This window comes from Prauserella muralis (assembly GCF_003202285.1).
GTDB lineage: Bacteria > Actinomycetota > Actinomycetes > Mycobacteriales > Pseudonocardiaceae > Prauserella_B > Prauserella_B muralis.
This window is the reverse complement of record NZ_MASW01000002.1, coordinates 315822-339065: the sequence shown is the minus strand read 5'-3', so window position 1 is coordinate 339065 and position 23244 is coordinate 315822. Positions and strand designations below refer to the sequence as shown.

The 23244-nt window shown below is 72.3% G+C and carries 23 protein-coding genes; 7 read left to right on the top strand and 16 right to left on the bottom strand.

What is annotated here, in order from left to right:
• Positions 1–2 precede the first annotated feature (2 nt).
• The 3 genes from BAY60_RS12645 to BAY60_RS12635 are packed head-to-tail and all read right to left on the bottom strand — an operon-like array spanning position 3 to position 2415.
• Positions 3–455 carry a tripartite tricarboxylate transporter TctB family protein gene (locus BAY60_RS12645; RefSeq protein WP_112281142.1) on the bottom strand — a complete coding sequence of 151 codons (453 nt, stop codon included), beginning with the start codon at positions 453–455 and terminating at the stop codon, positions 3–5.
• Positions 452–1447, bottom strand: coding sequence for a Bug family tripartite tricarboxylate transporter substrate binding protein (locus BAY60_RS12640; RefSeq protein ID WP_112281141.1), 996 nt, complete (start codon positions 1445–1447; stop codon positions 452–454). The genes BAY60_RS12645 and BAY60_RS12640 overlap by 4 nt, the downstream gene beginning before the upstream one ends.
• Before the next feature lie 23 nt (positions 1448–1470).
• Positions 1471–2415 (bottom strand): 5-dehydro-4-deoxyglucarate dehydratase, encoded by a 945-nt coding sequence (locus tag BAY60_RS12635; protein WP_112281140.1) that lies wholly within the window; start codon positions 2413–2415, stop codon positions 1471–1473.
• Between the two features lie 69 nt (positions 2416–2484).
• Here BAY60_RS12635 and BAY60_RS12630 point away from each other — a divergent pair, with 69 nt between their 5' ends.
• Genes BAY60_RS12630 through BAY60_RS12615 form a run of 4 tightly spaced genes read left to right on the top strand, consistent with a single transcriptional unit; the run spans position 2485 to position 5900 of the window.
• Positions 2485–3294 (top strand): IclR family transcriptional regulator, encoded by an 810-nt coding sequence (locus BAY60_RS12630; protein WP_170160391.1) that lies wholly within the window; start codon positions 2485–2487, stop codon positions 3292–3294.
• 2 nt (positions 3295–3296) lie between these two features.
• Complete coding sequence (locus BAY60_RS12625; RefSeq protein ID WP_112281139.1) at positions 3297–4061, top strand: sulfite exporter TauE/SafE family protein; 765 nt, start codon at positions 3297–3299, stop codon at positions 4059–4061.
• A gap of 37 nt (positions 4062–4098) precedes the next feature.
• Positions 4099–5226 (top strand): L-talarate/galactarate dehydratase, encoded by a 1128-nt coding sequence (locus tag BAY60_RS12620; RefSeq protein WP_112281138.1) that lies wholly within the window; start codon positions 4099–4101, stop codon positions 5224–5226.
• Positions 5223–5900 carry a FadR/GntR family transcriptional regulator gene (locus tag BAY60_RS12615; protein ID WP_211330314.1) on the top strand — a complete coding sequence of 226 codons (678 nt, stop codon included), beginning with the start codon at positions 5223–5225 and terminating at the stop codon, positions 5898–5900. The genes BAY60_RS12620 and BAY60_RS12615 overlap by 4 nt, the downstream gene beginning before the upstream one ends.
• Positions 5901–5999: 99 nt before the next feature.
• Here BAY60_RS12615 and BAY60_RS12610 read toward each other — a convergent pair whose 3' ends face one another.
• From BAY60_RS12610 to BAY60_RS12570, 9 genes are all read right to left on the bottom strand, one after another.
• A complete protein-coding gene (locus BAY60_RS12610; RefSeq protein ID WP_112281136.1) occupies positions 6000–6818 on the bottom strand; it encodes a CPBP family intramembrane glutamic endopeptidase in 819 nt (272 codons plus the stop codon).
• A gap of 58 nt (positions 6819–6876) precedes the next feature.
• Positions 6877–7626, bottom strand: a complete 750-nt coding sequence (locus BAY60_RS12605; RefSeq protein ID WP_112281135.1) for a CPBP family intramembrane glutamic endopeptidase — start codon at positions 7624–7626, stop codon at positions 6877–6879.
• A gap of 53 nt (positions 7627–7679) precedes the next feature.
• Entirely contained in the window at positions 7680–8747 is a 1068-nt protein-coding gene (locus tag BAY60_RS12600) for an amidohydrolase family protein (RefSeq protein WP_112281134.1), read from the bottom strand.
• 25 nt (positions 8748–8772) lie between these two features.
• Positions 8773–10308, bottom strand: a complete 1536-nt coding sequence (gene ffh / locus BAY60_RS12595) for a signal recognition particle protein (protein WP_112282340.1) — start codon at positions 10306–10308, stop codon at positions 8773–8775.
• A gap of 388 nt (positions 10309–10696) precedes the next feature.
• A complete protein-coding gene (gene ku, locus BAY60_RS12590; protein WP_112281133.1) occupies positions 10697–11593 on the bottom strand; it encodes a non-homologous end joining protein Ku in 897 nt (298 codons plus the stop codon).
• A gap of 39 nt (positions 11594–11632) precedes the next feature.
• Complete coding sequence (locus BAY60_RS12585; RefSeq protein WP_112281132.1) at positions 11633–11992, bottom strand: hypothetical protein; 360 nt, start codon at positions 11990–11992, stop codon at positions 11633–11635.
• Positions 11993–12216: 224 nt separating this feature from the next.
• Positions 12217–14529, bottom strand: coding sequence for a [protein-PII] uridylyltransferase (locus BAY60_RS12580; RefSeq protein WP_112281131.1), 2313 nt, complete (start codon positions 14527–14529; stop codon positions 12217–12219).
• Between the two features lie 9 nt (positions 14530–14538).
• A complete protein-coding gene (locus BAY60_RS12575) occupies positions 14539–14877 on the bottom strand; it encodes a P-II family nitrogen regulator (RefSeq protein ID WP_112281130.1) in 339 nt (112 codons plus the stop codon).
• Positions 14874–16163, bottom strand: coding sequence for an ammonium transporter (locus BAY60_RS12570; RefSeq protein ID WP_112281129.1), 1290 nt, complete (start codon positions 16161–16163; stop codon positions 14874–14876). Before BAY60_RS12570 ends, BAY60_RS12575 begins: the two co-directional genes overlap by 4 nt.
• A 216-nt stretch (positions 16164–16379) precedes the next feature.
• Between BAY60_RS12570 and BAY60_RS12565 the strand changes: the two genes are divergently transcribed.
• Both BAY60_RS12565 and BAY60_RS12560 read left to right on the top strand, forming a co-directional pair.
• The gene (locus BAY60_RS12565) at positions 16380–17246 is read left to right on the top strand and encodes a putative RNA methyltransferase (RefSeq protein WP_112281128.1); all 867 of its coding nucleotides are present in this window, start codon (positions 16380–16382) and stop codon (positions 17244–17246) included.
• A gap of 2 nt (positions 17247–17248) precedes the next feature.
• Positions 17249–17881 (top strand): (2Fe-2S)-binding protein, encoded by a 633-nt coding sequence (locus BAY60_RS12560; protein ID WP_112282339.1) that lies wholly within the window; start codon positions 17249–17251, stop codon positions 17879–17881.
• 176 nt (positions 17882–18057) lie between these two features.
• Here BAY60_RS12560 and alc read toward each other — a convergent pair whose 3' ends face one another.
• The 4 genes from alc to BAY60_RS12540 are packed head-to-tail and all read right to left on the bottom strand — an operon-like array spanning position 18058 to position 22500.
• A complete protein-coding gene (alc, locus tag BAY60_RS12555) occupies positions 18058–19059 on the bottom strand; it encodes an allantoicase (RefSeq protein WP_112281127.1) in 1002 nt (333 codons plus the stop codon).
• Positions 19056–20384 (bottom strand): allantoinase AllB, encoded by a 1329-nt coding sequence (gene allB, locus BAY60_RS12550; RefSeq protein WP_112281126.1) that lies wholly within the window; start codon positions 20382–20384, stop codon positions 19056–19058. Before allB ends, alc begins: the two co-directional genes overlap by 4 nt.
• Positions 20385–20389: 5 nt before the next feature.
• A complete protein-coding gene (locus tag BAY60_RS12545; protein ID WP_211330313.1) occupies positions 20390–21031 on the bottom strand; it encodes an aspartate/glutamate racemase family protein in 642 nt (213 codons plus the stop codon).
• Positions 20980–22500: an NCS1 family nucleobase:cation symporter-1 gene (locus BAY60_RS12540; RefSeq protein WP_112281125.1), complete on the bottom strand. Its 1521-nt coding sequence runs from the start codon at positions 22498–22500 to the stop codon at positions 20980–20982. The genes BAY60_RS12545 and BAY60_RS12540 overlap by 52 nt, the downstream gene beginning before the upstream one ends.
• A gap of 126 nt (positions 22501–22626) precedes the next feature.
• On the opposite strand from BAY60_RS12540, the gene BAY60_RS12535 reads away from it, so the two are divergent.
• Positions 22627–23229: a helix-turn-helix domain-containing protein gene (locus BAY60_RS12535; RefSeq protein ID WP_112281124.1), complete on the top strand. Its 603-nt coding sequence runs from the start codon at positions 22627–22629 to the stop codon at positions 23227–23229.
• The last annotated feature ends 15 nt before the right edge of the window (positions 23230–23244 follow it).

Sequence of the window (23244 nt, the reverse complement as noted above, 5' to 3'; positions counted from 1 at the left end):
CCCTAGAAGTGCACGATGTGGGGCAGCGACACCTCGAGCCCGGTGATGAACAGCAGGTAACTGGCGGCGCTCGCGACGAGCGACACGGCGACGGTCATCCGCCACGACTCGCGGCCGAGCACCTTCAGCCAGAGCACGAGCAGCGCCACCGTCGGGATCTCGAAGCCGACGCGCTCGAACAGCAGGGCGTAGCCCAGCAGCGACAGCACGCCGACGGCGACGACGAGCGACTCGCGGCCGAACCGCTCCTCCGTTCCGGTCGGCCGGGGCTGCAGGAACAGCACCGCCGACACCACCACCATCGCGACGCTGACGATGAGCGGCCACAACCCGGGCCCGGGGTCGGCGGTGTCGCCGACCCCGAGCTGCCACGACGCGACCGCGGCGAGCGCCCCGATCGCGAGCGGCACGGCCGCCGCGATGCGGTTCTGCCTGCGGGCGTGAACATCGGTCATGACTGGCCGGACAGGTCGATGCCGAGCCGCTCGGTCATGGCCCGGAAGCCGTCGCGGGCACTCTTGAGCTGCTTGCCGACGGCATCACCGCCGACCTCCCAGCGGCCGATGTGGTTGTCCTCGAGCAGCTTGCCGTACTCCGGCGAGGCGACGGCCTTGTCGATGGCCGAGGCGAGCGTGTCGCGGACGTCGGTGGGAAGCCCGGGAGGTGCGGCGACGAAACGGCGCTGGTCGACGACGATGTCGTAGCCGGACTCGGTGGCCGTCGGCACCTCGGGCAGTGCCTTCAGCCGCTCCTTCGAGAACGCGACCAGCGGGCGCAGGGCCCCGGCCTGGATCTGCTCGTAGGCCTCCGCCACGTGCACGGTGCCGACGTCGACCTTGCCGCCGAGCACGGCGGTCAGCTGCGGCCCGCCGCCGTCGAACGGCACCGCGGTGGCGTCGACCTTGGCCGAGCCGAACAGCAGCGCCTGCGCCAGCTGGTTGCCGGTGCCCGCGCCGGACGTGCCGTACTTGACGCCGTCGGCGGCGAGCACGTCCTCGACGGTCTTGAACCGCGAGCCGGAGGGCACCACCATCACGTAGTCCTCGACCGTGAGGCCCTTGACGAAGGTCATATCCTCCAGCGTGATCGCGTCGGGGTCGTCGACCACGAGCGGGCCGACCGCGAACAGCGACTGGGGCATCACGGCGACCCGGTAGCCGTCGGGGTTGCCGGAGAAGACGTCCTTGCCCGCGATCTTGCCGTTGGCGCCCGGCTTGTTGACCACGGGGATCTGCGCGCCGAGGGGCTCCTCCAGGCTCTTGGCGAGTGCGCGGGTGATCAGGTCGGTGCTGCCACCCGGCTCGGTCGGCACGGTGAACTCGACGGGGCGACTCGGGTAGTCGCCGCCGCCCTCGCCGGAGCCGCCGCCCTGCACGGAACAGCCCGTGAGGGCGAGGGCTCCCGCGGCGAGCACCGCCGCCGCGCGGATGGTCGACGGAATCCTCATTGATCCTCCAAGGTGTAGGTGGGTTACCGGGTCGCGCCGACGAGGGCGAGCCCCGTGGTGAGCAGGGCCTCGAGTTCGGCGAGGTGCTCGGGTGGCGGGTCGGCCAGCGGCGCGCGCACCGGTCCGACCTCGGCTCCTCGCAGCCGGGCAGCGGCCTTCACCAGCGAGACGGCGTAGCCGGTGCCCCGGTCGCGCAGCTCCACGAGCGGCACGTAGAAGCCGCTCAGGAGCTTGTCCACGGTCTCGTCGTCGCCGCTGTGCAACGCGCGGAAGAAGGCCTGGGAGATCTCCGGGGCGAAGGCGTGCACCGCCGACGAGTACGCGGGCACGCCGACGCCACGGTAGGCGCGTGCCTGCAGCTCGGCGGTGGCGGCGCCGTTGAAGAACAGCCACTCGGGCGGCGCGGCCAGCCGCAGCCGTTGCAGCTGGTCGAGGTCGCAGTGCCCGTCCTTGATGCCGATGACGTTGCCGATCGCCGCCAGCTCGGGCACCGTGCCGAGCGCGATCTTGACCTGCGCCCGCTGGTAGACGACGAGCGGAAGGGACGTGCGCCGCGCGACCTCGCGCACGTGCTCGACGAGCCCGCGCTGCGGCGTCTCCACCAGGTAGGGCGGCATGAGCAGCACGGCGTCGGCTCCCGCCCGCTCGGCCGCCGCGACGAACCGCGCCGCCTGGGCCCAGCCGTAGCCCGCTCCCGCCACGACCGGCACGGCGCCCGCGGCCTCCTCGACCGCTGCCGTGACGAGCGCCTCGTACTCGTCCTCGGCCAGGGAGAAGAACTCCCCTGTGCCGCAGCACGGAAACAGCGCGCCCGGCCCCTCGGCGATCTGCCCGCGCACGTGGGACCGGAAGGCGGCGAGGTCGACGCGCCCCTCGTCGTCGAAGGGGGTCAGCGGGAACGACAGCACGGCCGCGTCCATGCCGCGCCGGAGGCGTTCGACGACCTCGGTTGTATACGTGGCGGTCAAGTTGTCTCCGTATGTAGACGACTGTCAGGTGTGGAGGAGTGTGACCCGAAGATTGGTAGGCTGTCAACCGTGGAGAGCGATCGGGAGAGCGGCGTGCGCGGGGTCAAGTCCGCGGCGCGCACCGTGGAACTGCTGGAGCTGCTGGCGTCGAGGCAGAACCGCCCGGCGCGCCTGCGCGAGCTGAGCGAGGCACTGGGCGCGCCACGCAGCAGCGTCTACGCGCTGATCCGCACGCTCGTCGAGCACGGCTGGGTGCGGGTCGACGCCACCGGTACGCAGTACAGCATCGGCATCCGCGCGCTGCTCGCCGGCACGACCTACCTCGACACCGACCCGTACCTGCGGATCGTCCAGCCGCTCATCACCGACACCAGCGCCGAGCTGAACGAGACCATCCATTACGGCAGGCTCGACCGCGGCGACATCGTCTACCTGGCCACCAAGGAGTCCAGCAAGTACATCCGGCCGTTCAGCCGGGTCGGGCGCAGGCTGCCCGCGTTCAGCACGTCCATGGGCAAGTGCCTGCTGGCCGAGCGCCTGGACACCGGCATCGACGAGCACGTGCCCGACTCGGTGACACCGCTGACGCCGAACACGATCGTCGACCGCGACGCGCTGCTCGCCGACCTGCGGCAGACACGGGAGCGCGGGTACGCCGTGGACAACGAGGAGAACTACGCGGGCGTGATGTGCTTCGGTTTCGCGCTGCGCTACTCCAGCCCGCCGATCGACGCGATCAGCTGCTCGCTGCCCGTCGACAGCGTGACTCCGCAGCGGCGCGAGGAGATCGTCAGCGCGATGGAGCGCACGCGGGCGGCCATCGAGCGGATGGCGCCGGTGGACCTCGCGAGCACGGCCGGCCTCCCCACGGGAATCTAGGCTTGGATCCGCTCTCGGCGGCCCTGCTGGCGCTGGCCGGTGTGGCCGCGGGTCTGGCGGGCTCGATGGCGGGCCTGGCATCGCTGTTCAGCTACCCGGCCCTGCTGGCGGCGGGGCTGCCGCCCATCGCCGCGAACGTCACCAACACCGTCGCGATGTTCTCCACCACGGTGGGCGCGGCCGCCGGATCGCGCCGGGAGCTGCGCGGGCAGCGGGGCCGCCTGCTGCGACTGGCCGTGCTGGCGATCGCGGGCGGTTCCGCGGGCGCCTTCCTGCTGCTGACCACCCCGGCGTCCGCGTTCGAACTGGTGGTGCCGTGGTTGATCGCGCTGGGCGCGGCGCTGCTGCTCTTTCGCGACCGGCTGCGGGAGGCGGCCGACGACCGCGCCCGCACGCGCGGCGGGCCGCCGTCGGCCCTGCCGCTGGCGCTGGCGGTGCTGGTCGTCGCCGTCTACGGCGGCTACTTCGGCGCGGGTGCCGGGGTGCTGATGCTCGCGGTGCTCTCGGTGTCGGCCACCGAACCGCTTCCGGTGACCAACGCGGTGAAGAACGTCGTCACGGGCGCGGCGAACGTGACGGCGGCGGTGGCCTTCGCCTTCGTGGCCCCTGTCGACTGGGTGGCGGCTGCCGTGCTCGCGGCCGGCTCCCTGGTGGGCAGCTGGCTCGGCCCTGCCGTCGTGCGGCGGCTGCCGGAGCGGCCGCTGCGGATCGCGGTCGCCCTGGCCGGGTTCGGCCTGGCCGCGCACCTGTGGTTCGAGGCCGTCTAGTTGTCATATAACTAAGCAAGTCATAATATGACTATCCATGACCCGCGACCGCATCTCCCACGTCCGCCTCTCCTCCGTCACGCTGCCGCTGGCCACGCCCATCAGCGACGCGAAGGTGTTCACCGGCAGGCAGAAGCCGATGACCGAGGTGGCGCTGCTCTTCGCCGAGATCCGCACCGAGAGCGGCCACGAGGGGCTGGGGTTCGGCTACTCGAAGCGAGCAGGCGGGCCCGGCCAGTACGCGCACGCCAGGGAGGTCGCGCCGGACCTGCTCGGTGAGGACCCCAGCGACATCGGCCGCCTGTGGACGAAGCTGGTGTGGGCGGGTGCGTCGGTCGGGCGAAGCGGGCTGGCGACGCAGGCCGTCGCCGCGCTCGACATCGCACTGTGGGACCTCAAGGCCAAGCGGGCCGGGCTGCCGCTGGCCAAGCTGATCGGCGCCCACCGCGACTCCGTGCGCTGCTACGACACCTCCGGCGGCTTCCTGCACGTGCCCGTGGAGCAGGTGATCGACAACGCCGCCGCCTCGCTCGGCAGCGGCATCGGCGGCATCAAGATCAAGGTCGGGCACCCCGACCGCCGGGTGGACCTGGCCCGGGTCACGGCCGTGCGCGAGCATCTCGGCGAGGACGTCCCGCTGATGGTGGACGCCAACCAGCAGTGGGACCGCCCGTCGGCCCAGCGCATGTGCCGGGAGCTGGAGCGCTTCGGCCTCGTCTGGATCGAGGAGCCGCTCGACGCCTACGACGCCGCCGGGCACGCCGCGCTCGCGAGCGCGTTCGACACGCCCATCGCCACCGGTGAGATGCTCACCAGCGTCGCCGAGCACGCGGAGTTGGTCCGCGCCGGTGCGGCCGACATCCTGCAGCCGGACGCGCCACGCATCGGCGGCATCACCCAGTTCCTGCGCCTGTCCACGCTCGCCGACCTCCATCACCTGCAGCTGGCACCGCACTACGCGATGGAGATCCACCTGCACCTGGCCGCGACGTACCCGGCGGAGCCGTGGGTGGAGCACTTCGACTGGCTCGAGCCCCTGTTCAATGAGCGCATGGAGATCGCCGACGGCAGGATGCTCGTGCCGGACCGCCCCGGGCTCGGTCTCACGCTCAGCGACAAGGCCCGGGCGTGGACCGTCGAGACGTGCGAGGTGTCCGGCGGGTGAGCCGGACCGAGGACCTGGTCGCCCATCTCACGGCGCGGATCAGGGAGGGTGTCATCCGGCCCGGCGAGCGGCTGCCCACGGAGAGCGCACTCGTGTCCGAGCACGGGGTGAGCCGCACCGTCGTGCGCGAGGCCGTGTCACGGCTGCAGGCGGCCGGGCTGGTCGAGACGCGCCACGGCCGGGGCAGTTTCGTGTTGGCGCAGCCGAGCAGCACGCGGTTCGAGGTGGGCGCGGCCGGGGAGCTGACCGCGGCCGACGTGCTCGACCTGCTGGAGTTCCGCGCCGCCGCGGAGACCGAGGCGGCGGCGCTGGCCGCGCGGCGACGCACCGCGGCCCAGCTCGCCGACCTGCGCGAGGCGGTGGATGCCTTCGCCGCCGCCGCGGACAACCCGAGCGCGGCGGTGCACGCCGACTTCCGCTTCCACCTGCGCATCGCGCTCGCCTCGGGCAACCGGTACTTCGCCGACCTGCTGCGCTCGTTCGGGCCCGGGATGATCGTCATGCACCGCGACCGGCTGCCCCCCGACGCCGATCGCTTCGCGCGCATCGCCGCCGAGCACGAGCACGTCTACGCCGCCATCGAACGCCAGGATGCCGATGCCGCCCGCGCCGCCGTGCGCGTGCACCTGTCGAACAGCCGCGCCCGCTTCCAAGCCGCACAAGCGGAGCCATGACGCCGGCGAAAAAGCTCCCCAATGCGGCATTGGTAGCGCTCAACGCAACGAATGCCGCATTGGTGGCGTTGAACGCCACGAATGCCACATTGGGGAGCTTCAGGCGGCCACCACGCCGAGGGCGGTCAGCAGGATCGCCAGGGCGGGCAGGAAGTTGTTCACCTGGTGGGCGACGATGCTGCCCAGCAGCCGGCCGGTGACCAGGCGCGCGAGCCCGATCGGCACGGCGATCACGAGCAGCAGCGTGGTGCGCAGCGGCTCCAGATGGCTCATCGCGAAGACGGCCGTGGACAGCAGGAACGCCGCGAGCCGTCCCCATTTCTCCTGGCCCCACTCCAGCCGTTCCGTGGCACCCCAGAGCAGGCCGCGGTAGATGATCTCCTCGCAGATCGGGCCGAGCAGCCACAGGTACAGAAACATCACGACGGCCGCCGACACCGACATCGGCTTGTTCGCCACCAGCGCGCTGATGGCCGACGTCGCGTTCTGCTCCCCCACCACCTTCGTCCACACGAACACGCCGACCGTCGTGCACACCAGCCCGAGCACGCCGAACCGGAGGCCGACCTTGACGTCGGCCCAGTTCCACGACAGGCGCAGATCGGTCAGCGGGCCGTTGCCACGGATTCTGGTGATCGCCAGCGCGGTGAGGGCGGCGATCACCGTGGGCGCCATCGTGCCGATCAGCACGTCCCGCACCGGCAGGGAGCCAGGTGTCTGGCCCCTGCTGATGAGCACGCCGACGAACGTCGCCGTCGCCAGCAGCACCGCCTCGACAAGGAGGAACGCGCCGAACCCCCAGCGGTGCCCCGGCGGGGCGGGCGCCTCTGCCCCTGCCCCGGGTTCGGGGCCGTCGGCGGGAGCGGAGGCCGCGGACTCGACGCCGGACACCGGTTCCCCCGAGTTCGGTGACGTCACGCCGGCCCTCCTTGTCGCACCAGATGCTCCCGCGAGCCTACTGTGAGCACACGGCCGGTCACGAGGAGGCGAACAGCAGCAGTGCGGGCGGCAGGTTGTTGGCGGCGTGCGCCACGAGGCTCGCACCCACGCGACCGGTCACCATTCTGGCCGTGCCGATGGCGATGCCCTGCCCGAGCAGCGCCAGCATCCGAGTGGGTTCCCCGTGCAGTTGCGCGAAAACCAGCGCCGTCAGCACCAGCGTCACCCACTGGGGCACCCGGTAGTGGGCGAGCGCGTTCCACAGCGCGCCCCGCACGAGCAGCTCCTCGGTGAGGGGCGCGCCGAGCACCACGATCAGCGCCGCGACGACGAGCCACGCGGTGTCGCCCGCGATGCCGCCGAACACCTCGTGCAGGGGATCGTCGAACCGGTCGGGTCCGTAGACCTGCATCAGCACCAGGTTCACCACATAGCCGGCGAGCAGCGCGAAGCCGCCGCAGGCCAGCCCGACCCTGAGGTCCCTTCCGTTCGGCAGCAGCCCGTAGTCGGCGAGCAGACCCCGGCCCCACCGCCACGAGCCGAGCGCCGGAGCGAGGCCCAGCAGGACGTTCGGCACGAAGGCGAGCAGCACCAGGGGCCCGAGCGCGGGCAGCTGGGTCGCGCCGAGCCCGATGTCGCCGCTGAACACGACACCGGCCACGAGCAGGGAGAGCAGGTAGTAGCCCGCGAGCCCGCCGAGGAAGGCGAGGACGCCCCAGTGGGCGCCGAGTACCAGGCCGTCGACGGCCCGGGGTGCCGGCTGCTCGTCGCCGTGCTCCACCCGCACCTCCCCGCGTGACGTGCGGCCGCCCGTGCGCCCCCGGCCGCCCGGCCGTCACGCTACTTGATCACGGCGCCGCGGAGCACGATGTGCGCGGGGCTGCGCAGGACGCTCAGGTCCTCGCGCGGGTCGGCATCGAGGACGACCAGGTCGGCGGGGGCGCCCTCGGCGATGCCCTCGTGGCCGAGCCACGCCCGCGCCGCCCAGGACGCGGAAGCCAGCGCCTGCTCCCGCGACATGCCCGCCCGATGCAGCGCCTCGATCTCGTCGGCGATCCTGCCGTGGGCCACCATGCCGCCCGCGTCCGTGCCCGCGTACACGGCGACACCGGCGTCGAGCGCGGCGCCCACCATGTCGCCGACCCCGGCGTGCAGGGCGCGCATGTGGGCGGCATAGGTGGGGTACTTGGCTGCCTGGTCGGCGATGCCGGGGAAGTTCTCAATGTTGACGAGTGTGGGCACCAGCGCCGTGCCGCGGCGGGCCATCTCGCCGAGCAGGTCCGGCCAGAGGCCGGTGCCGTGCTCCAGGCAGTCGATGCCCGCGTTGACCAGGCCGGGCAGCGCGGCCTCGCCGAACACGTGCGCGGTCACCCTGGCACCGGCCTGGTGCGCCACCGCGATGGCCTCCGCCAGCACGTCGTCGGGCCACAGCGGCGCCAGATCACCCACCGACCTGTCGATCCAGTCGCCGACGATCTTCACCCAGCCGTCGCCGTCGGCGGCCTGCTCGGCGACCGCGCGGGGCAGGTCGTCGGGGCTGTCCAGGTCGATCCCGAGCCTGGGCACGTACCGCTTCGGCAACGCCAGATGCTGCCCGGAGCGGATGATCCGCGGCAGGTCGGCGCGCCGCTGCAACGGCCGGGCGTCGATGGGCAGCCCGCAGTCGCGGATCAGCAGGGTGCCCGCGTCCCGGTCGGTGAGGGCCTGCTCGGTCGCCTCCTCCAGCGTGGTCGGCCCCTGCACCCCGATGCCGGGATGGCAGTGGGCGTCCACGAGGCCAGGAAGGACGTACCCGCCGTCGCTGAGCGTGCGAGCCCCGTCGACCGGCTCGAAGGTGATCCGGCCTTCGGTGATCCAGACGTCGCGTTCGTCGCCGTCCGGCAGGACGACACCACGCAGGTGCAGCATCGCGGTGACTACCTCGGGTGCGGCGCTACTTGTTCTTGGGCAGCTTCAACTTCGACGGGTCGAAGCCGGGGGGGAGGTCGTTGAGGCCGCCGCCGAGCTGCGACAGGTCCGGCATCCCGCCGCCACCGCCCGCGGCGGGCGGAAAGGCACCGGGGAAGCCGCCGCGCACCTTCGGCTGCGTGGGGCCGCGCCCCTTGCCCTTCTTGCCCTTCTTGCCCTTGCGGTTCTGCTTCTTGGTGGCGCTGCCACCGCCGAAGCCGAACCGGCCCGCCATCTGCTGCATCATCTTCCTGGCCTCGAAGAACCGGTTGACCAGGTCGTTGACGTCGCGCACCGCCACGCCGGAGCCGCGCGCGATGCGCTGCCGCCGCGACGCGTTGATCATCTTCGGGTTGGCGCGCTCGGCGGGCGTCATGCCGCGGATGATCGCCTGCAGCTTGTCCAGGTGCTTGTCGTCGACCTGGGACAGCTGGTCCTTCATCTGCCCCGCGCCCGGCAGCATGCCGAGCAGGTTGCCGATCGGGCCCATCTTGCGCACGGCGAGCATCTGCTCGAGGAAGTCCTCCAGCGTCATGTCCCCGGTGCCCAGCTTGGCCGCCGCCTGCTCGGCCTGCTCCTGGTCGAACGCCTGCTCGGCCTGCTCGATCAGGGTGAGCATGTCGCCCATGCCGAGGATCCGGCTGGCCATCCGGTCCGGGTGGAAGACGTCGAAGTCCTCGAGCTTCTCGCCGTTGGAGGCGAACAGGATCGGCTGGCCGGTGACGTGCCGCACCGACAGCGCGGCACCACCGCGGGCGTCGCCGTCGAGCTTGGTGAGCACGACGCCGTTGAAGCCGACGCCGTCGCGGAAGGCCTCCGCGGTGGTCACCGCGTCCTGGCCGATCATCGCGTCGACCACGAACAGCGTCTCGTCGGGCTGCACGGCGTCGCGGATGTCCGCGGCCTGCCGCATCAGCTCCTCGTCGACGCCGAGCCTGCCCGCCGTGTCGACCACGACCACGTCGTGCTGGGCGCGCCTGGCCTCGTCGATACTGCGCCGCGCCACGTCCACCGGGTCGCCGACGCCGTTGCCCGGCTCGGGAGCGAACGTCGGCACCCCGGCGCGCTCGCCGACCACCTGCAGCTGCGTGACGGCGTTGGGGCGCTGCAGGTCACAGGCCACGAGCAGCGGCGCGTGGCCCTGCTTCTTCAGCCACATCGCCAGCTTGCCGGCCAGCGTCGTCTTACCGGAGCCCTGCAGACCGGCCAGCATGATCACGGTCGGCGGCGTCTTGGCGAGGTTCAGCCTGCGGGTCTCGCCGCCGAGGATCGCGATGAGCTCCTCGTTGACGATCTTGATGACCTGCTGGGCCGGGTTGAGCGCCTGGGACACCTCGGCGCCCTTGGCCCGCTCCTTGACCTGGCTGATGAACGCCCGCACCACGGGGAGCGCGACGTCGGCCTCCAGCAGCGCGATACGGATCTCGCGGGCGGTGGCGTCGATGTCGGCGTCGGTCAGCTTGCCCTTGCCGCGCAGGTTCGCCAGGACCGACGTGAGCCGGTCGGAGAGTGTGTCGAACACGAGGTGCACGCTCCAGCGGGTCGTGGGTACTCAGCCGGCACACGGGCCGACAACATCCCAGGGTACTGACCACACGTCGGGCGTGGGCCCGCCGGGCCACCCGGCCGGCTCCCCCTGGTCACCGGCCGGGTGGGTGGATCCCCGGTGGGCGCCGGACGCCCGGCACGTTCGCCTGACCCCCAGTACAGGCGAGCGTCGCGGGCACGGGCACCTCACCGAGGCGGTTACCAGCCTGCCGGGCACGACCCCGGCCGCGGCAGCGTGAAGACACCGGATCGGGCGTGGGTAGAACTACTCAGCGAGGGCAGCCGCCGGGCGCCGAGCCCAAGGACACCGTGGGTACGCACCAGGTACCCGAGGTGCCCTTCGGCTCGCGGCCGGCAGGACGCTAACGCTTGCTCCTGGGCGCGGAGCGGGCCTTGCCGGCGGCCTTCGTGGCGCGCTCCGCGGCGGCTCCCGCCTTGCCCGCGGCGGCCTGTGCCCGCTCGACGCGCTCCTGTGCCTGCGCCTGGTCGGTGTCGGCGCGCTCCTGGCTGCTCTCCTGGAGTGCGCGCAGCAGCTCGGCCACGCCCTCGTCCTGGACGGCCGCGGTGGGCCTGGCCACCTCCCTGCCCTCGTGCCTGGCCTCGATGAGGGCACTCAGCGCGTCGGCGTAGCCGTCGGAGTAGTCGCCGGGAACGAAGTCCCGCGACAGGTTCTCGATCATGTTCGCCGCCGCCCGCACCTCCGCGACCCGCAGGTCGACGTCGGTGTGCAGGAACGGAAAGTCCGGCGCGCGGATCTCGTCGGGCCAGTGCATCGTGTCGAGCATGATCACCTGGCCGCGCACGCTCAGGGCGCCGAGTGTCTCCCGCTGCCGGAGGGCCACCTTGACCAGTGCCACGCGCTCGGCCTGCTGCAGCGCCTCGCCGAGCAGCACGTACGGCTTGAGCGCGGGAATCTCGGGCTCCAGGTAGTAGCTCTTGACGAAGTAGAGCGGGTCGATCTGTGCAGGCGGCACGAAGCCGAGGATCTGGATGGACTGCGCGGTCGGCAGCGGCAGGGAGTCCAGGTCCTCGTCGGTGAGCACCACGACGTCACCGTCGGGGGTGGCGTAGCCCTTGCCGATCTCCTCGGCCGGGATCTCCGCCTCGTCGACCTCGCAGACCCGCTTGTACCGCACGCGCCCGCCGTCGGTGGTGTGCACCTGGGTGAGGCCGGTGCTGCGTTCACCCGTGGCGCTGTAGGCCTTGACGGGGATGGCGAAGCTGCCGAACCCGATGGTGCCCTTCCATACGGTGCGCATGAGGACTGAGCCTAGCCAGCGGCGCGGTCCGTCCCATAGCTACAAACGGGTGTCCAGACCAGCTGTTCGCGCGATTTCCGTTGCCAGCGGGGCACTTTCGCCGAGTGCTTCGGCTGAACAGCCGAACGCGTCCGCCGCTGCGTGGAGTACGTCGGCCAGTGCCTCGACGTCGGCCGACGGCGCGGCGGCCAGCGCGCCGCTGTGGTGACCCTCGCTCACGCGGGCGGCCAGCGAGCCGAGCGCGCCCGCGAGCAGGCGTTGCCCGGCGACCACCTGCTCCAGCATCGTGGTGAGCTCCCCGAGTTCGACGCGCCCCGCACCCGCCAGCTCACCGGCACATGCGCGCAGGTGGGAGGCCGTCACCGTGACCGGCAGGACCGCGGGCTGCAGCTCCGTCATGCGCGTCATCCTGCCACCCGGCCCCCGCCGCCGCGCGGCACGACACCCCGGGTGGTCGCCGCGACCCGCCAACGGGGAACCAAAGCTCCCCAATGCCACATTTGTTCCACTCAGTGGAGCGAATGCGGCATTCGCTCCATCCAGTGGAGCGAATGCCGCATTGGGGAGCTCCCCCCGGCACCGGTGCGAGGTGGGCACGCGGGTACCGGCCCGGCGGCGGGGGCTCAGGAGGCCGCCGCGAGCACCGCCTGCTCCACCCGCGCCCGCCACGCCGCGTCGAGGCCGCCGTGGCGTGGCGAGACGGCGAACGAGTCGACCACCGCGCCGCCGAGCGTGGCGACCCTGGCCCACCGCACCTCGGCGTCACACCGGCGCAGCGCGCCCGCCACCCGGTACAGCAGGCCGATACGGTCGGCGGCGCGAAGCTCCAGCACGACGGTGCGCGGCCCGGACGTCTCGTCGTCGAACCACAGCACCCGGGGTGCCGCGGGCACGGCCACCGCCGCGTCGTAGGCCTTCTCCTTCTCCGCGAGCTTCTGCGTCAGCGGCAGCCCGCCCGCGACCGCCCTGGCGAACTGCTCGCGCAGCAGGCTCACGTCGGGCAGCGAGCCGAACTTCGGCGACGCGGTGAACACCCCCACCCGGCCCCCGCCGTGGCCCCGCAGCACGGCCGTGTGCACTTCGAGGGAGTTCAGCGCGAGCACCCCGGCGGCGGGGGCCAGCAGCTCGGCGGCGCCGGGCACGGCGAGCACCACGGTGGCGAGCTTGCCCTCCGTGCCGACCCGCACCTGGCCGCGTGCCGACGCGACCGCGGCGGCCACCAGCTCCCGTTGCGTGTCGTCGAGGTCGGCGGGCGGGGAGAACCCGTTGCCGTGCAGCACCTCGCGGCAGCGGCTCACCAGCTCGGCGACCAGCCCGGCCTTCCACTCGGTCCACACCCCCGGCCCCGTGGCCAGCGAGTCGGCCTTGGCCAGCGCGTGGAGCAGGTCCAGCAGCAGCGGCTGGCCTTCGAGCGTCTTGGCCACGCGCTCCACGGTCTCCTGCTCGCTGATGTCGCGGCGCGTGGCCGTGTGGGGCAGCAGCAGGTGATGCCGCACCATCCCGGCCACGATCGCGCAGTCCACATCGGACAGACCCACTCTGGCGGCGACCTGGGCGGCGATCTTGGCACCCAGCTCCGAATGGTCGGCGTCGCGGCCCTTGCCGATGTCGTGCAGCAGCGCGCCGAGCAGCAGCAGGTCCGGCCGCGCGACGTCGGTGGTCAGCCGGGACGCCTCGACGCAGGCCTGCACGAGGTGGCGGTCGACCGTCCAGGCGTGCACGGGCTCCCTCGGCGGCAGGTCGCGCACGGCGCCCCACTCCGGGAACAGCCGGGCCCACAGACCGGTGCGGTCGAGCGCCTCCACGGCGTCGACCAGCCCCTCCCCCGCGCCGAGCAGCTCGGTCAGCGCCTGCCGGGCCGACTCGGGCCACGGGGCGCGCAGTTCGGGCGCGGAGTCGGCGAGCGTCCGCAGGGTGCCGTGCGCGATCGGCTTGCCCGTCCGCGCCGACGCGGCCGCCACCCGCAGCAGCAGGCCGGGGTCGCGGGCGGGCACAGCGTCGCGCGCCAGCGCGACCTCGTTGCCGTGCAGCACCACGCCGTCGTCCAGCGGGGTGCGGCTTGGCCGCCTGCTGAACCGCCCGCGTGGCGGCTCGTCGGCAGCCCGCAGGGCGACGTCCACGGCGTAGGCCACGGCCCTGCCCGCGCCGGAGAGCCTGCGCGCCAGCGAGAACCGGTCGCCGAGCTCCAGCTCGGCGGCCACGAGCTCGGCGTCGGCGGCGCCGAGCACGTCGCGGTCGCGGCGCAGTTCCCTGCGCAGCTCGGTGCGCACGTCCAGCAGCAGGCCGCGTGCCTCGCGCAGCTCCTGTCCCGGCCGGTCGCACAGCTGTGCCGCGGCGAAGGCGTCGAGCAGGCCGAGGTCACGCAGGCCTCCCCGGCCGTACTTGAGGTCCGGCCCTGCCGACTGCGCGATCTCCCCGCTGCGCTGCCAGCGGGCGCGCGCCGACTCCGCCAGCTCGGGCAGGCGTTTGCGGGCCGTGCGCCGCCACTGGTCGCGGGCGGCGGCGGCGAGCCGGGCGGACAGCTCGGCGTCACCGGCCAGGTGCCGGGTGTCGAGCAGGCCCATGGCCGTGCGCAGGTCCTCGGAGGCCACCTTGAGTGCCTCCGCCGGGGTACGCACGGCGTGGTCGAGGCCGACCCTGGCGTCCCACAGGGGGTACCAGAGCGCGTCCGCGACCTTGCCGATGTCCGGGTTTCCGTTGTGGACCAGCACCAGGTCGAGATCGGAGAACGGCACGAGCTCCCGACGGCCGAGGCCGCCGACGGCGACCAGCGCGACACCGGGTTCGGCGGTGTCGACACCGGCCGCCGTGGCGGCCTTGCTCAGCCAGAACTCGTACAGGTCGACCAGCGCGGCGCGCAGTGCCGCCGCGCCCAGCCGTCCGTGGCGACCCTCCAGCAGCCGGTTGGCTGCCTCGACGAGTCCCCCTACGACCACGGCACGTGCCTAGAGAGCATCCGCGCCACGCTCGCCGGTGCGCACCCGGATCACCGTGTCCACCGGGGTCACCCACACCTTGCCGTCACCGATCTTGCCGGTGTGGGCGGCGCTGACGATCGCGTCGATGACCTTGTCCACGTTGGCGTCGTCGGTCACCACCTCGATCTTGAGCTTGGCCACGAAGTCGACGGCGTACTCGGCGCCGCGGTAGACCTCCGTGTGCCCCTTCTGGCGCCCGTAGCCCTGCACCTCGCTCACCGTCATGCCCAGCACGCCGAGCTGTTCGAGCCCCGAGCGGATGTCGTCGAGCGTGAACGGCTTGACGATCGCGGTGATCAGTTTCATGACTTGCTTCCCTCCAGCTTCTTGGCGTTGCCGGAGGCGACACTGGTGTCCACCGAAGCGGGCCTGCCACCGCGACCACCGGCGAAGTCGTAGGCCGACTCGGCGTGCTCCGCCTCGTCGATGCCGGCCACCTCGTCCTCAGTGGACACCCGGCCACCGGTGATCGCCTTGACGATGAGGCCGATGACGACAGCCGCGATGAGCGAGTATGCCAGCACCGCGAAGGCGCCGATGGCCTGCTTGCCCAGCTGTTCCGCGCCACCGCCGTAGAACAGGCCGTCCACGCCGTCGGCGTTGACGTTGGTGGTGCCGAGGAAGCCGATCAGCAGCGTGCCGACGAGGCCGCCCACGAGGTGGACACCGACGACGTCGAGCGAGTCGTCGTAGCCGAAGCGGTACTTCAGGCTCACCGCGAGCGCGCACACCACACCGGCGATGGCGCCGATGGCCAGCGCGCCCCACGTGTCGACGAACGCACACGCCGGGGTGATGGCGACCAGGCCCGCGACCACACCGGACGCGGCGCCGAGGCTGGTGGCCTTGCCGTCGCGGAGCCGCTCCAGCAACAGCCAGCCGAGCATCGCGGCGCAGGTGGCGGTGAGCGTGTTGATGAAGGCGACACCCGCGGTTTCGTTGGCGCTCAGCGCCGACCCGGCGTTGAAGCCGAACCAGCCGAACCACAGCAGGCCGGCGCCGAGCATGACGTAGGGCAGGTTGTGCGGCTTCATCGGCTCCTTGGGCCAGCCCGCACGCTTGCCCAGCACGAGCACGAGACCGAGCGCCGCGGCACCGGCGTTGATGTGCACCGCGGTGCCACCGGCGAAGTCGAGGGCACCGAGGTCGAAGATCCAGCCGCCCTCGGCCCACACCCAGTGCGCCACCGGGAAGTACACCAGGGTGGCCCACAGGCCGCCGAACAGCAGCCACGCGCCGAACTTCATGCGGTCGGCGACCGCACCGGCGATCAGCGCGACGGTGATGATGGCGAACATGCCCTGGAAGGCGACGAAACCGGTGCCCTCCAGCGCGTTACCGCCCATGAGGCCGGAAAGACCCATGATCTCGAAGGGGTTGCCGAGCAGCCCGCCCACGTCGGAGCCGAACGCCATCGAGTAGCCGTAGACCACCCACAGCACACCGATCAGGCCGATCGCGCCGAAGCACATCATCAGCATGTTCAGCACGCTCTTCGAGCGGACCATGCCACCGTAGAAAAACGCCAATCCCGGTGTCATCAGCAGCACCAAAGCGGCGCTGGTGAGCAACCAGGCCGTGTCTCCTTGCACGCTTCTCCTCCTTCGAGAGCCGGATCAGCCGGATCAACCCGGATCAGCCGAACTACTGAACTCGCAGTTGCGGCACAGCATCGGAAAGGCGTGTTGCACGGAGAGGCTCGGCAGGTTTCGACGTTGTGAACCGATCGGGCGGTCATGTTACGGATACGTTTCCCGCCACCGGTGCCGATTCGTCCCGATGCGAAACGTCGTGGTCGAATATGGTCCATGACCTCGCCCGAGAAGTCCGCGCGGTTGTTACCGTCCGCTGTCCTGGCGGCGCTGCGCTGCTCCGTCTGCGGGGGCGAGTTGGCGGTCTCCGGTCACGCGGTGTGCTGCGAACGCCGCCATGCGTTCGACATCGCGCGACAGGGCTACGTCAACCTGCTGCACGCCAAGGTGGCGGCGGGGACGGCCGACACCACGGACATGGTGGCGGCCAGGGTGGAGTTCCTCGGCGCGGGGTTCTACGCGCCGCTGGCGCGCCTGCTCGCGGCGCGTGCCGCCGCGCAGAGCCGCGCGCGGCTCGTGGTCGACGCGGGCGCGGGAACCGGCTACTACCTGGCCGCCGTGCTCGACGCGCTGCCCGCGGCGAGCGGGCTGGCGCTGGATGTGTCGGTGCCCGCGCTGCGCCGCGCGGCGAAGGCGCATCCGCGGATCGGGGCGGCGGTGTGGAACCTCTGGCACCCGTGGCCGGTCGGCACCGCCTCGGCCGACGTGGTGCTCAACGTCTTCGCGCCGCGCAACGCCGCCGAGTTCCACCGGGTGCTGCGGCCGGGTGGCACGCTGCTCGTGGCTTCGCCGGGCCGGCCGCATCTGCGTGAGCTCGCCTCGCGGCTGGGGCTGCTCGACATCGGCGAGGACAAGCAGCAGCGGCTCGACACCGCGCTCGCGGGCCGGTTCGAGGCCGTGGACCGCGACCGACACGAGGAGACGGTGCCGCTGCCGCCCGCCGACGCGCGGCGGGCGGTGCTGATGGGCCCGAACGCGCATCACCTGCACCGCGACGGGTTGCGTGAGCGGCTCGACGGACTGACCGGCACCGTCGAGGTGACCCTGTCGTTCCAGGTCTCGGTGTACCGGAGGCTGCCGTGAGCGTGGAGGTGTCCGCGACCGTGCTGGCCGACGAAGCGTGGCTCGCGGAGGACCTGGGCCGGGCACGGCGGCTGTACGGCGAGGCGAGCGACCGCGTGCTGGGCACGATCCGGTGGTACTCGGCGTCGTCGGTGCTCGTGGCGCCCGCGTTGGAGCCGCTGGTGCACACGGGGACCGCGCGCGATCCGTCACTGGACGCGGTGGTGTTCGACATGATGCCCGACGGCCGGTATCTCGACGCCCGCTCGGAACGCGTGCTCGGCCGCGACGTGGCCGCGCTGGGCGAGCGGCTCGGCGAGGCGGTGGGCACCGCCGTCGACGCGATCGCCGCGGTGTCCGGCGCGACGGCCCGCTCGCTGTGGGCCGTGGCCGTCGATTCGATCGCCAACCGGCTGCTGTGGGCGGGCTCGGCGGTGGGCGACCCCGCACGCGCCATGCGCCTTGCCGAGACGCTCGGTGAGGCCCTCGGCCCCGGCGTGCCCCGGCCCCGGTTCGTGCACGTCGGACGGCGGCCGGTGGTACGCCGGGCCTCCTGCTGCCTGATCTACGAGGCGACCGGCGGCGACAAGTGCGCGAGCTGCCCGCGGCAGACACCCGCCGAACGCGAGGAACGCCTGCGCCTGCTGCTCGGTTGACGCCGGGCCCTGCGAGTCGCGCGCCGCCCCTCGCCGCGCGCCGAGCCGAGCCCGAGGTCACCTTGGGTACACACCACGTGCCCAAGGTGACCGTGGGCACGACGACGGACGCGCGCTGTCTGGACCGGCTCCGGGAAACGCGGCAACCACGGCTGCCCCGCCCCCGGCGTACTGGCTCACGACGCCGCGCTGAAGCGCTCCGCGATCTCCTTGCGGCCGCGCTCGGTGAGCCCGCCGAACAGCCGCAGCCGGGCCAGGCCGCCGTCGGGATAGATGTCGAGCCGCACGTGGCTCGCCTCCCGCTGCTCGGGCACGGCGAAGCGGTGCCGGGTGTCGGGTTGCAGGCGGGTCTTCGGCAGCAGCTCGAACCAGGTCTCGCCGTCCACCGAACCGCTCAGCGACGCCCAGCCGGGCGCGTTGCCGCGCAGGTTGCTCGTGTCCAGCTCGGCGAACCGCACGATCCCGGAGCCCGCCAGCCGCACCACGACCCAGTCGTTGCCGCCGTCGCGCCTGCGCGCGGTCTCCCAGCCCTCGGCCTGGTTGGCGGCGAGGCCGGGCGCCAGCAGGTTGCCCGGCGACGAGTAGAACATGTCGCTGCACGCGGTGACCGCCGCGCCGTTCTCCAGCGCCGCGAGGTCGAGCGCGTCGGGTTCCAGCATGGCCGGGTCCGGGATCGGCTCGCCGTGCACGCGCAGCCGCGCGATCCCGCCGTCGGGGTGCATCGTCAGCCGGACGTGGGTGTAGCGGCGAGGCGAGTCCACCGCGAAGACGTTCTCGGCGTGCCCGGCAACGGGTGCGTGGGCGACGAGGGTGTCCCAGCCGGCGGCCGCCACCTCGGCGGCGCTGGGATAGCCCGGCAGCGCGCACGCCTCGACCGACACGAACGGCGGGTAGTTTCCCTTGAAGAACGCCGTGTCCACCACCACGCCCGCGATCGCTCCGGGCACGCCGAGCCGCAGGATGGCCTGGTCGTCGCCGGGTTCGCGGTGGCGCCGGGTCTCCCAGCCGTCGTAGAGCTGCCCCTTCGGGCCGAACGTCTCCGGCTGGTGGCGGGGCGGCCACGGGTTGACGAGGTTCTCCTTCTCCGCGAACAGCTCGTCGCTGGCCCACATCACGGTGCCACCGCAGCGCCGCGAAGCGAGGTCGGTCAGCTGTGTCCACTCCGGACGGTCGGTCACGGGTCCTCCCTGCGCAGTAGCATGCCGTGCGGCGCATCGCCGGTCACCGGTTCGCCGCGCAGCCAGGTCTGCCGCACGACACCGGCCAGCGGCCGGTCGTGGTAGGCGCTCACCGGGTTGCGGTGGCGCAGCCTGGCCGCGTCCACCACGAACGCCTCGTCCGGCGCGAACACGCAGAAGTCGGCGTCACACCCGGGGGCGATCCGGCCCTTGCGGTCAAGACCCACCTGCTCGGCGGGACGGCGCGCCATCCAGCGCACCACGTCGGCGAGCGTGAACCCGCGCTGCCGCGCACCCGTCCAGACGGCGGGCAGGCCCACCTGCAGGCTCGCGATGCCGCCCCACGCCTCGCCGAAGTCGCCGCTGTCAAAGCGTTTCAGCTCGGGCGTGCACGGCGAGTGGTCGCTCACCACACAGTCGATGACGCCGTCGGCGAGGCCCTGCCACAGCCGCTCGCGGTTGGCCGCCTCGCGGATCGGCGGGCAGCACTTGAACTCGGTGGCCCCGTCGCGGATCTCCTCGGCCGTGAAGCTCAGATAGTGCGGGCATGTCTCGACGGTCACCGGCACGCCCTCGGCTCGTGCGGCGGCGAGCATCGGCAGCGCGCCGCCGGAGGCAAGGTGCAGGATGTGCACCCGTGTGCCGGTGCGCCGGGCCAGCTCGACCACCCGCTCGATGGCCGTGTGCTCGGCCTCGGGCGGCCGGGAGCCGAGGAAGCCGCCGTAGTCCCGGCCGTGGGCCGCGGGCGCGCCGTCGATGGTGCCCGCATCCTCGGCGTGCACGATGAGCAGCCCGCCGAAGGCGCGCAGCTGTCGCATCGCCTGCTCGAGCCCTTCGGAGTCCAGCGGAGGGAACTCGTCCACGCCGGAGTGCAGCAGGAAGCACTTGAAGCCGAACACGCCCGCGTCGTGCAGCGGGCGCAACTCGGCGGCGTTGCCGGGCACCGCGCCGCCCCAGAACCCGACGTCGACGTGCACCCGCCCGGCCGCGGTCTTGCGCTTGACCTCCAGCGCCGCCACGTCGACGGTCGGCGGCAGGCTGTTGAGCGGCATGTCGACGATCGTGGTGACGCCTCCGGCCGCCGCCGCACGGGTCGCGGTCTCGAAGCCCTCCCACTCGCTGCGGCCGGGGTCGTTGACGTGCACGTGGGTGTCGACGAGGCCGGGCAGCAGCACCACGTCGCCGTCCAGCTCGACCTGCCGCGCGCCCTCCAGCGGCGCGTCGTAGGGCTCGACGGTGGCGATGCGGCCGTCGCGGACGCCGACGGTGCACGCCGTCTCGGTGTCGCCGGTGATGGCGCGCGGCGCCCGGATGACGAGGTCCATGCCGCTCATTGTCCGAGCCTCACCAGGGTCTGCGCGAGTTCGACGGCGGCGGGCACCGGGTCCACGACGGGCCGCCCGATCGCCTCGGCCACGGCGGGTGCCAGCCCGGCCATGCCGCCGCAGCCCAGCACCACGACGTCGCCCTGCGCCCGCTTGGCCACGTCGATCACCACGGACTGGGCCTCCTCCCTGCGGCCGACCAGGTCGGGCACGCCGAGCCCGGTGGCCAGCACCTCAGCGCAGCGGCCGTCGAGATGCAGCGTGTGCAGCCGGTCCTCGACGACGGGCACCGCCTCCTCGGTGGAGGTGACGACCGTGTACCGGCGGCCGCGCAGCTGGGCGAGCGCGGGCCCGCACTCGGTGATGTCGAGCACCGGGACCCCGGCGAGTTCCTGCGCCGCCTCCCTGCCGGGCTCGCCGAACCCGGCGAGCACGATCGCGTCAGCGCCCTCCCGCAGGCTCTCGACGCGGTCGAGCACGCCGATCGCCGAACGCAGGACCTCGTTCTGCCCGCTCAGCACCACGGGCCCCGAGGCGGGGTGGGTCACCTCGACCTCGGTGCCCGGTGCGGCCGCCGCTGTCGCGACGGTGCGGATCAGCTCGGTGCAGGCGTCGACCCGGTTGGGGTTGACGACGAGGATGCGCACGCAATCACCTCATTCGGTAGGGGGCCGGTGCGGACGCGGCCGCTGCGCCAGTAGTAGATGCCGCCCGCGATGCCGACGCCCAGCACCCACGAGAACGGGGCCACCGCGGAGAAGGCGGGCACGAGCGCGAGCACGCCGGACACCACCGCGGCGGGCAGGAAGGCCTGCAGCGCGATGGGATTGAAACCGCGGCGGTAGTAGTAGGCCGCCGACGTCTCGTCGGTGAACAGGTCGTCGACGACGATGTGCCCCCGCCGCACGAGGTAGTAGTCGACCAGCAGGATCGCCACCAGCGGCGCGAGGAACGCCGCCAGGCCGCCGAGGAAGTAGTTCACCACGACGGGGTTGGAGTACAGCTCCCACGGCATCACCAGCACGGCGAGCACGGCGCTGATGAGCCCGCCACGCTTGAAGTTCAGGTACTTCGGCGCCAGGTTCGCCAGGTCGTAGGCGGGGGACACGAAGTTGGCGACGATGTTGATGCCGACGGTGGCGACGATGAACGTGATCGCGCCGACGAGGGTGACCCACGGGTTGTCGATGCGGGCCACGATCTCGACCGGCTCGGTGATGGCCTCGCCGAACACCGCGATGGCGCCCGCCGTCGTGAGCACCGAGGCCAGCGCGAACAGCGAGAAGTTCAGCGGCAGGCCGAGCAGGTTGCCGCGCCGGTAGGCCCGGTGGCTCTTGGTGAACCGGGCGAAGTCGCCGTAGTTGAGGATCAGCGTCATGAACGTGGCGATGGTCAGGCCCACCGCCGCGATGCTCTGCCGCCACTGCTCACTCGCGGGCAGGTCGGTGAGCGAGTCGGTGAGCGAGATGTCGAAGCCGGCCTTGATCAGCAGCCAGCCCGCCAGGAAGAGCATGATGATCCACACCAGCGGACCGGTGGCCCAGTCCTGGACCTTGCGGATGGTCTCCATGCCGCGGGAGAGGATCAGCAGCTGGACCAGCCACATGAAGCCGAACGCCGCCCAGCCCAGAGTGGACAGTCCAAGGACGTCGTTGGTGGTGTGGGGCGAGAGCCCAGGGAACACCTGCACGGCCAGCACCACCAGCGCCACCGAGGCGAGCCACGTCTGGATGCCGTACCAGGCGATGGCGATGATCGCGCGGATCAGGGCCGGGATGTTGGCGCCGTACACGCCGAAGCTGACCCTGGCCAGCACGGGGAACGGCACACCGGTGCGGTGCCCCGCGTGGCCCATGAGGTTCATGCCGATGTAGACGATCGTGATGCCGACGAGCAGGGCGAGAAAGACCTGCCATGCGGCGAGGCCGAGAACGAACAGCCCGGCCGCGAACGTGTAGTTGCTGATGGCGTGCGTGTCCGCCATCCAGAGGGCGAAGATGCTGTAGGTGCCCCACGTGCGTTTGCGCACGGGCGCGAGGTCGTCGTTGTAGAGGTGCGGCGCGTACCGGACGGGCCGCGTGGTCGCTGCCTGTGTCGTGCGTGCGGGAGTGGCCATCGCCAACCTCCGTGCTCGGGTGCGTTCAGGGTAGCGAGTGTGAAGCTATAACTGAACACCTTGTGAAGGGTTTCCTTCACGTAAAGACCCGAGCCCGCTGCGTAACAGGCTCGTAGACTGGGGCTCATGCTCCCCGGTGCGCCGCCCGACGACCAGGAACTCGGGGCCCGGATCCGGGCACTCCGGGAGGAGCGCGGCATGTCACTGCGCGCGCTGGCAGGGGCGCTCGGCATCAGTCCCAGCGCGCTGTCGCAGATGGAGCGCGGCAAGATGCGGCCGTCGGTGACGCGGCTGTTCCAGATCGTGTCGATCCTGGAGGTGCCGCTGGCCGCCGCGTTCGGCGAGGACGCGCCCGAGGCGCTCGCCGAGGAGGCCGCCGCCGAGGTCAAGCCCGACGACGTCGTGGTCGCGCGCGCCGGCGAGGGGCCTGCCCTCTCGCTCGGCCACGGCGTGCGCTACCGCAGGCTCACCCCGGTGCCGATCCCGGGCGTGGAGATCTTCGAGTCGACCTACCCGCCCGGCTCCAGCTCCAGCCAGGATTCCGAGTACCTGCGGCACAGCGGGCACGAGATGGGCAGCGTGCTCACGGGCAGGCTGACCCTCGACATCGGCTTCGAGCAGTACGAGCTGGGGCCCGGCGACTCGATCCGGTTCCCGTCCACCACCCCGCACCGCATCCGCAACGCGGGCGAGGACCCCGCGGTCGCCATCTGGGTGAACCTGCCCTGACAGGCGGAAACGGCC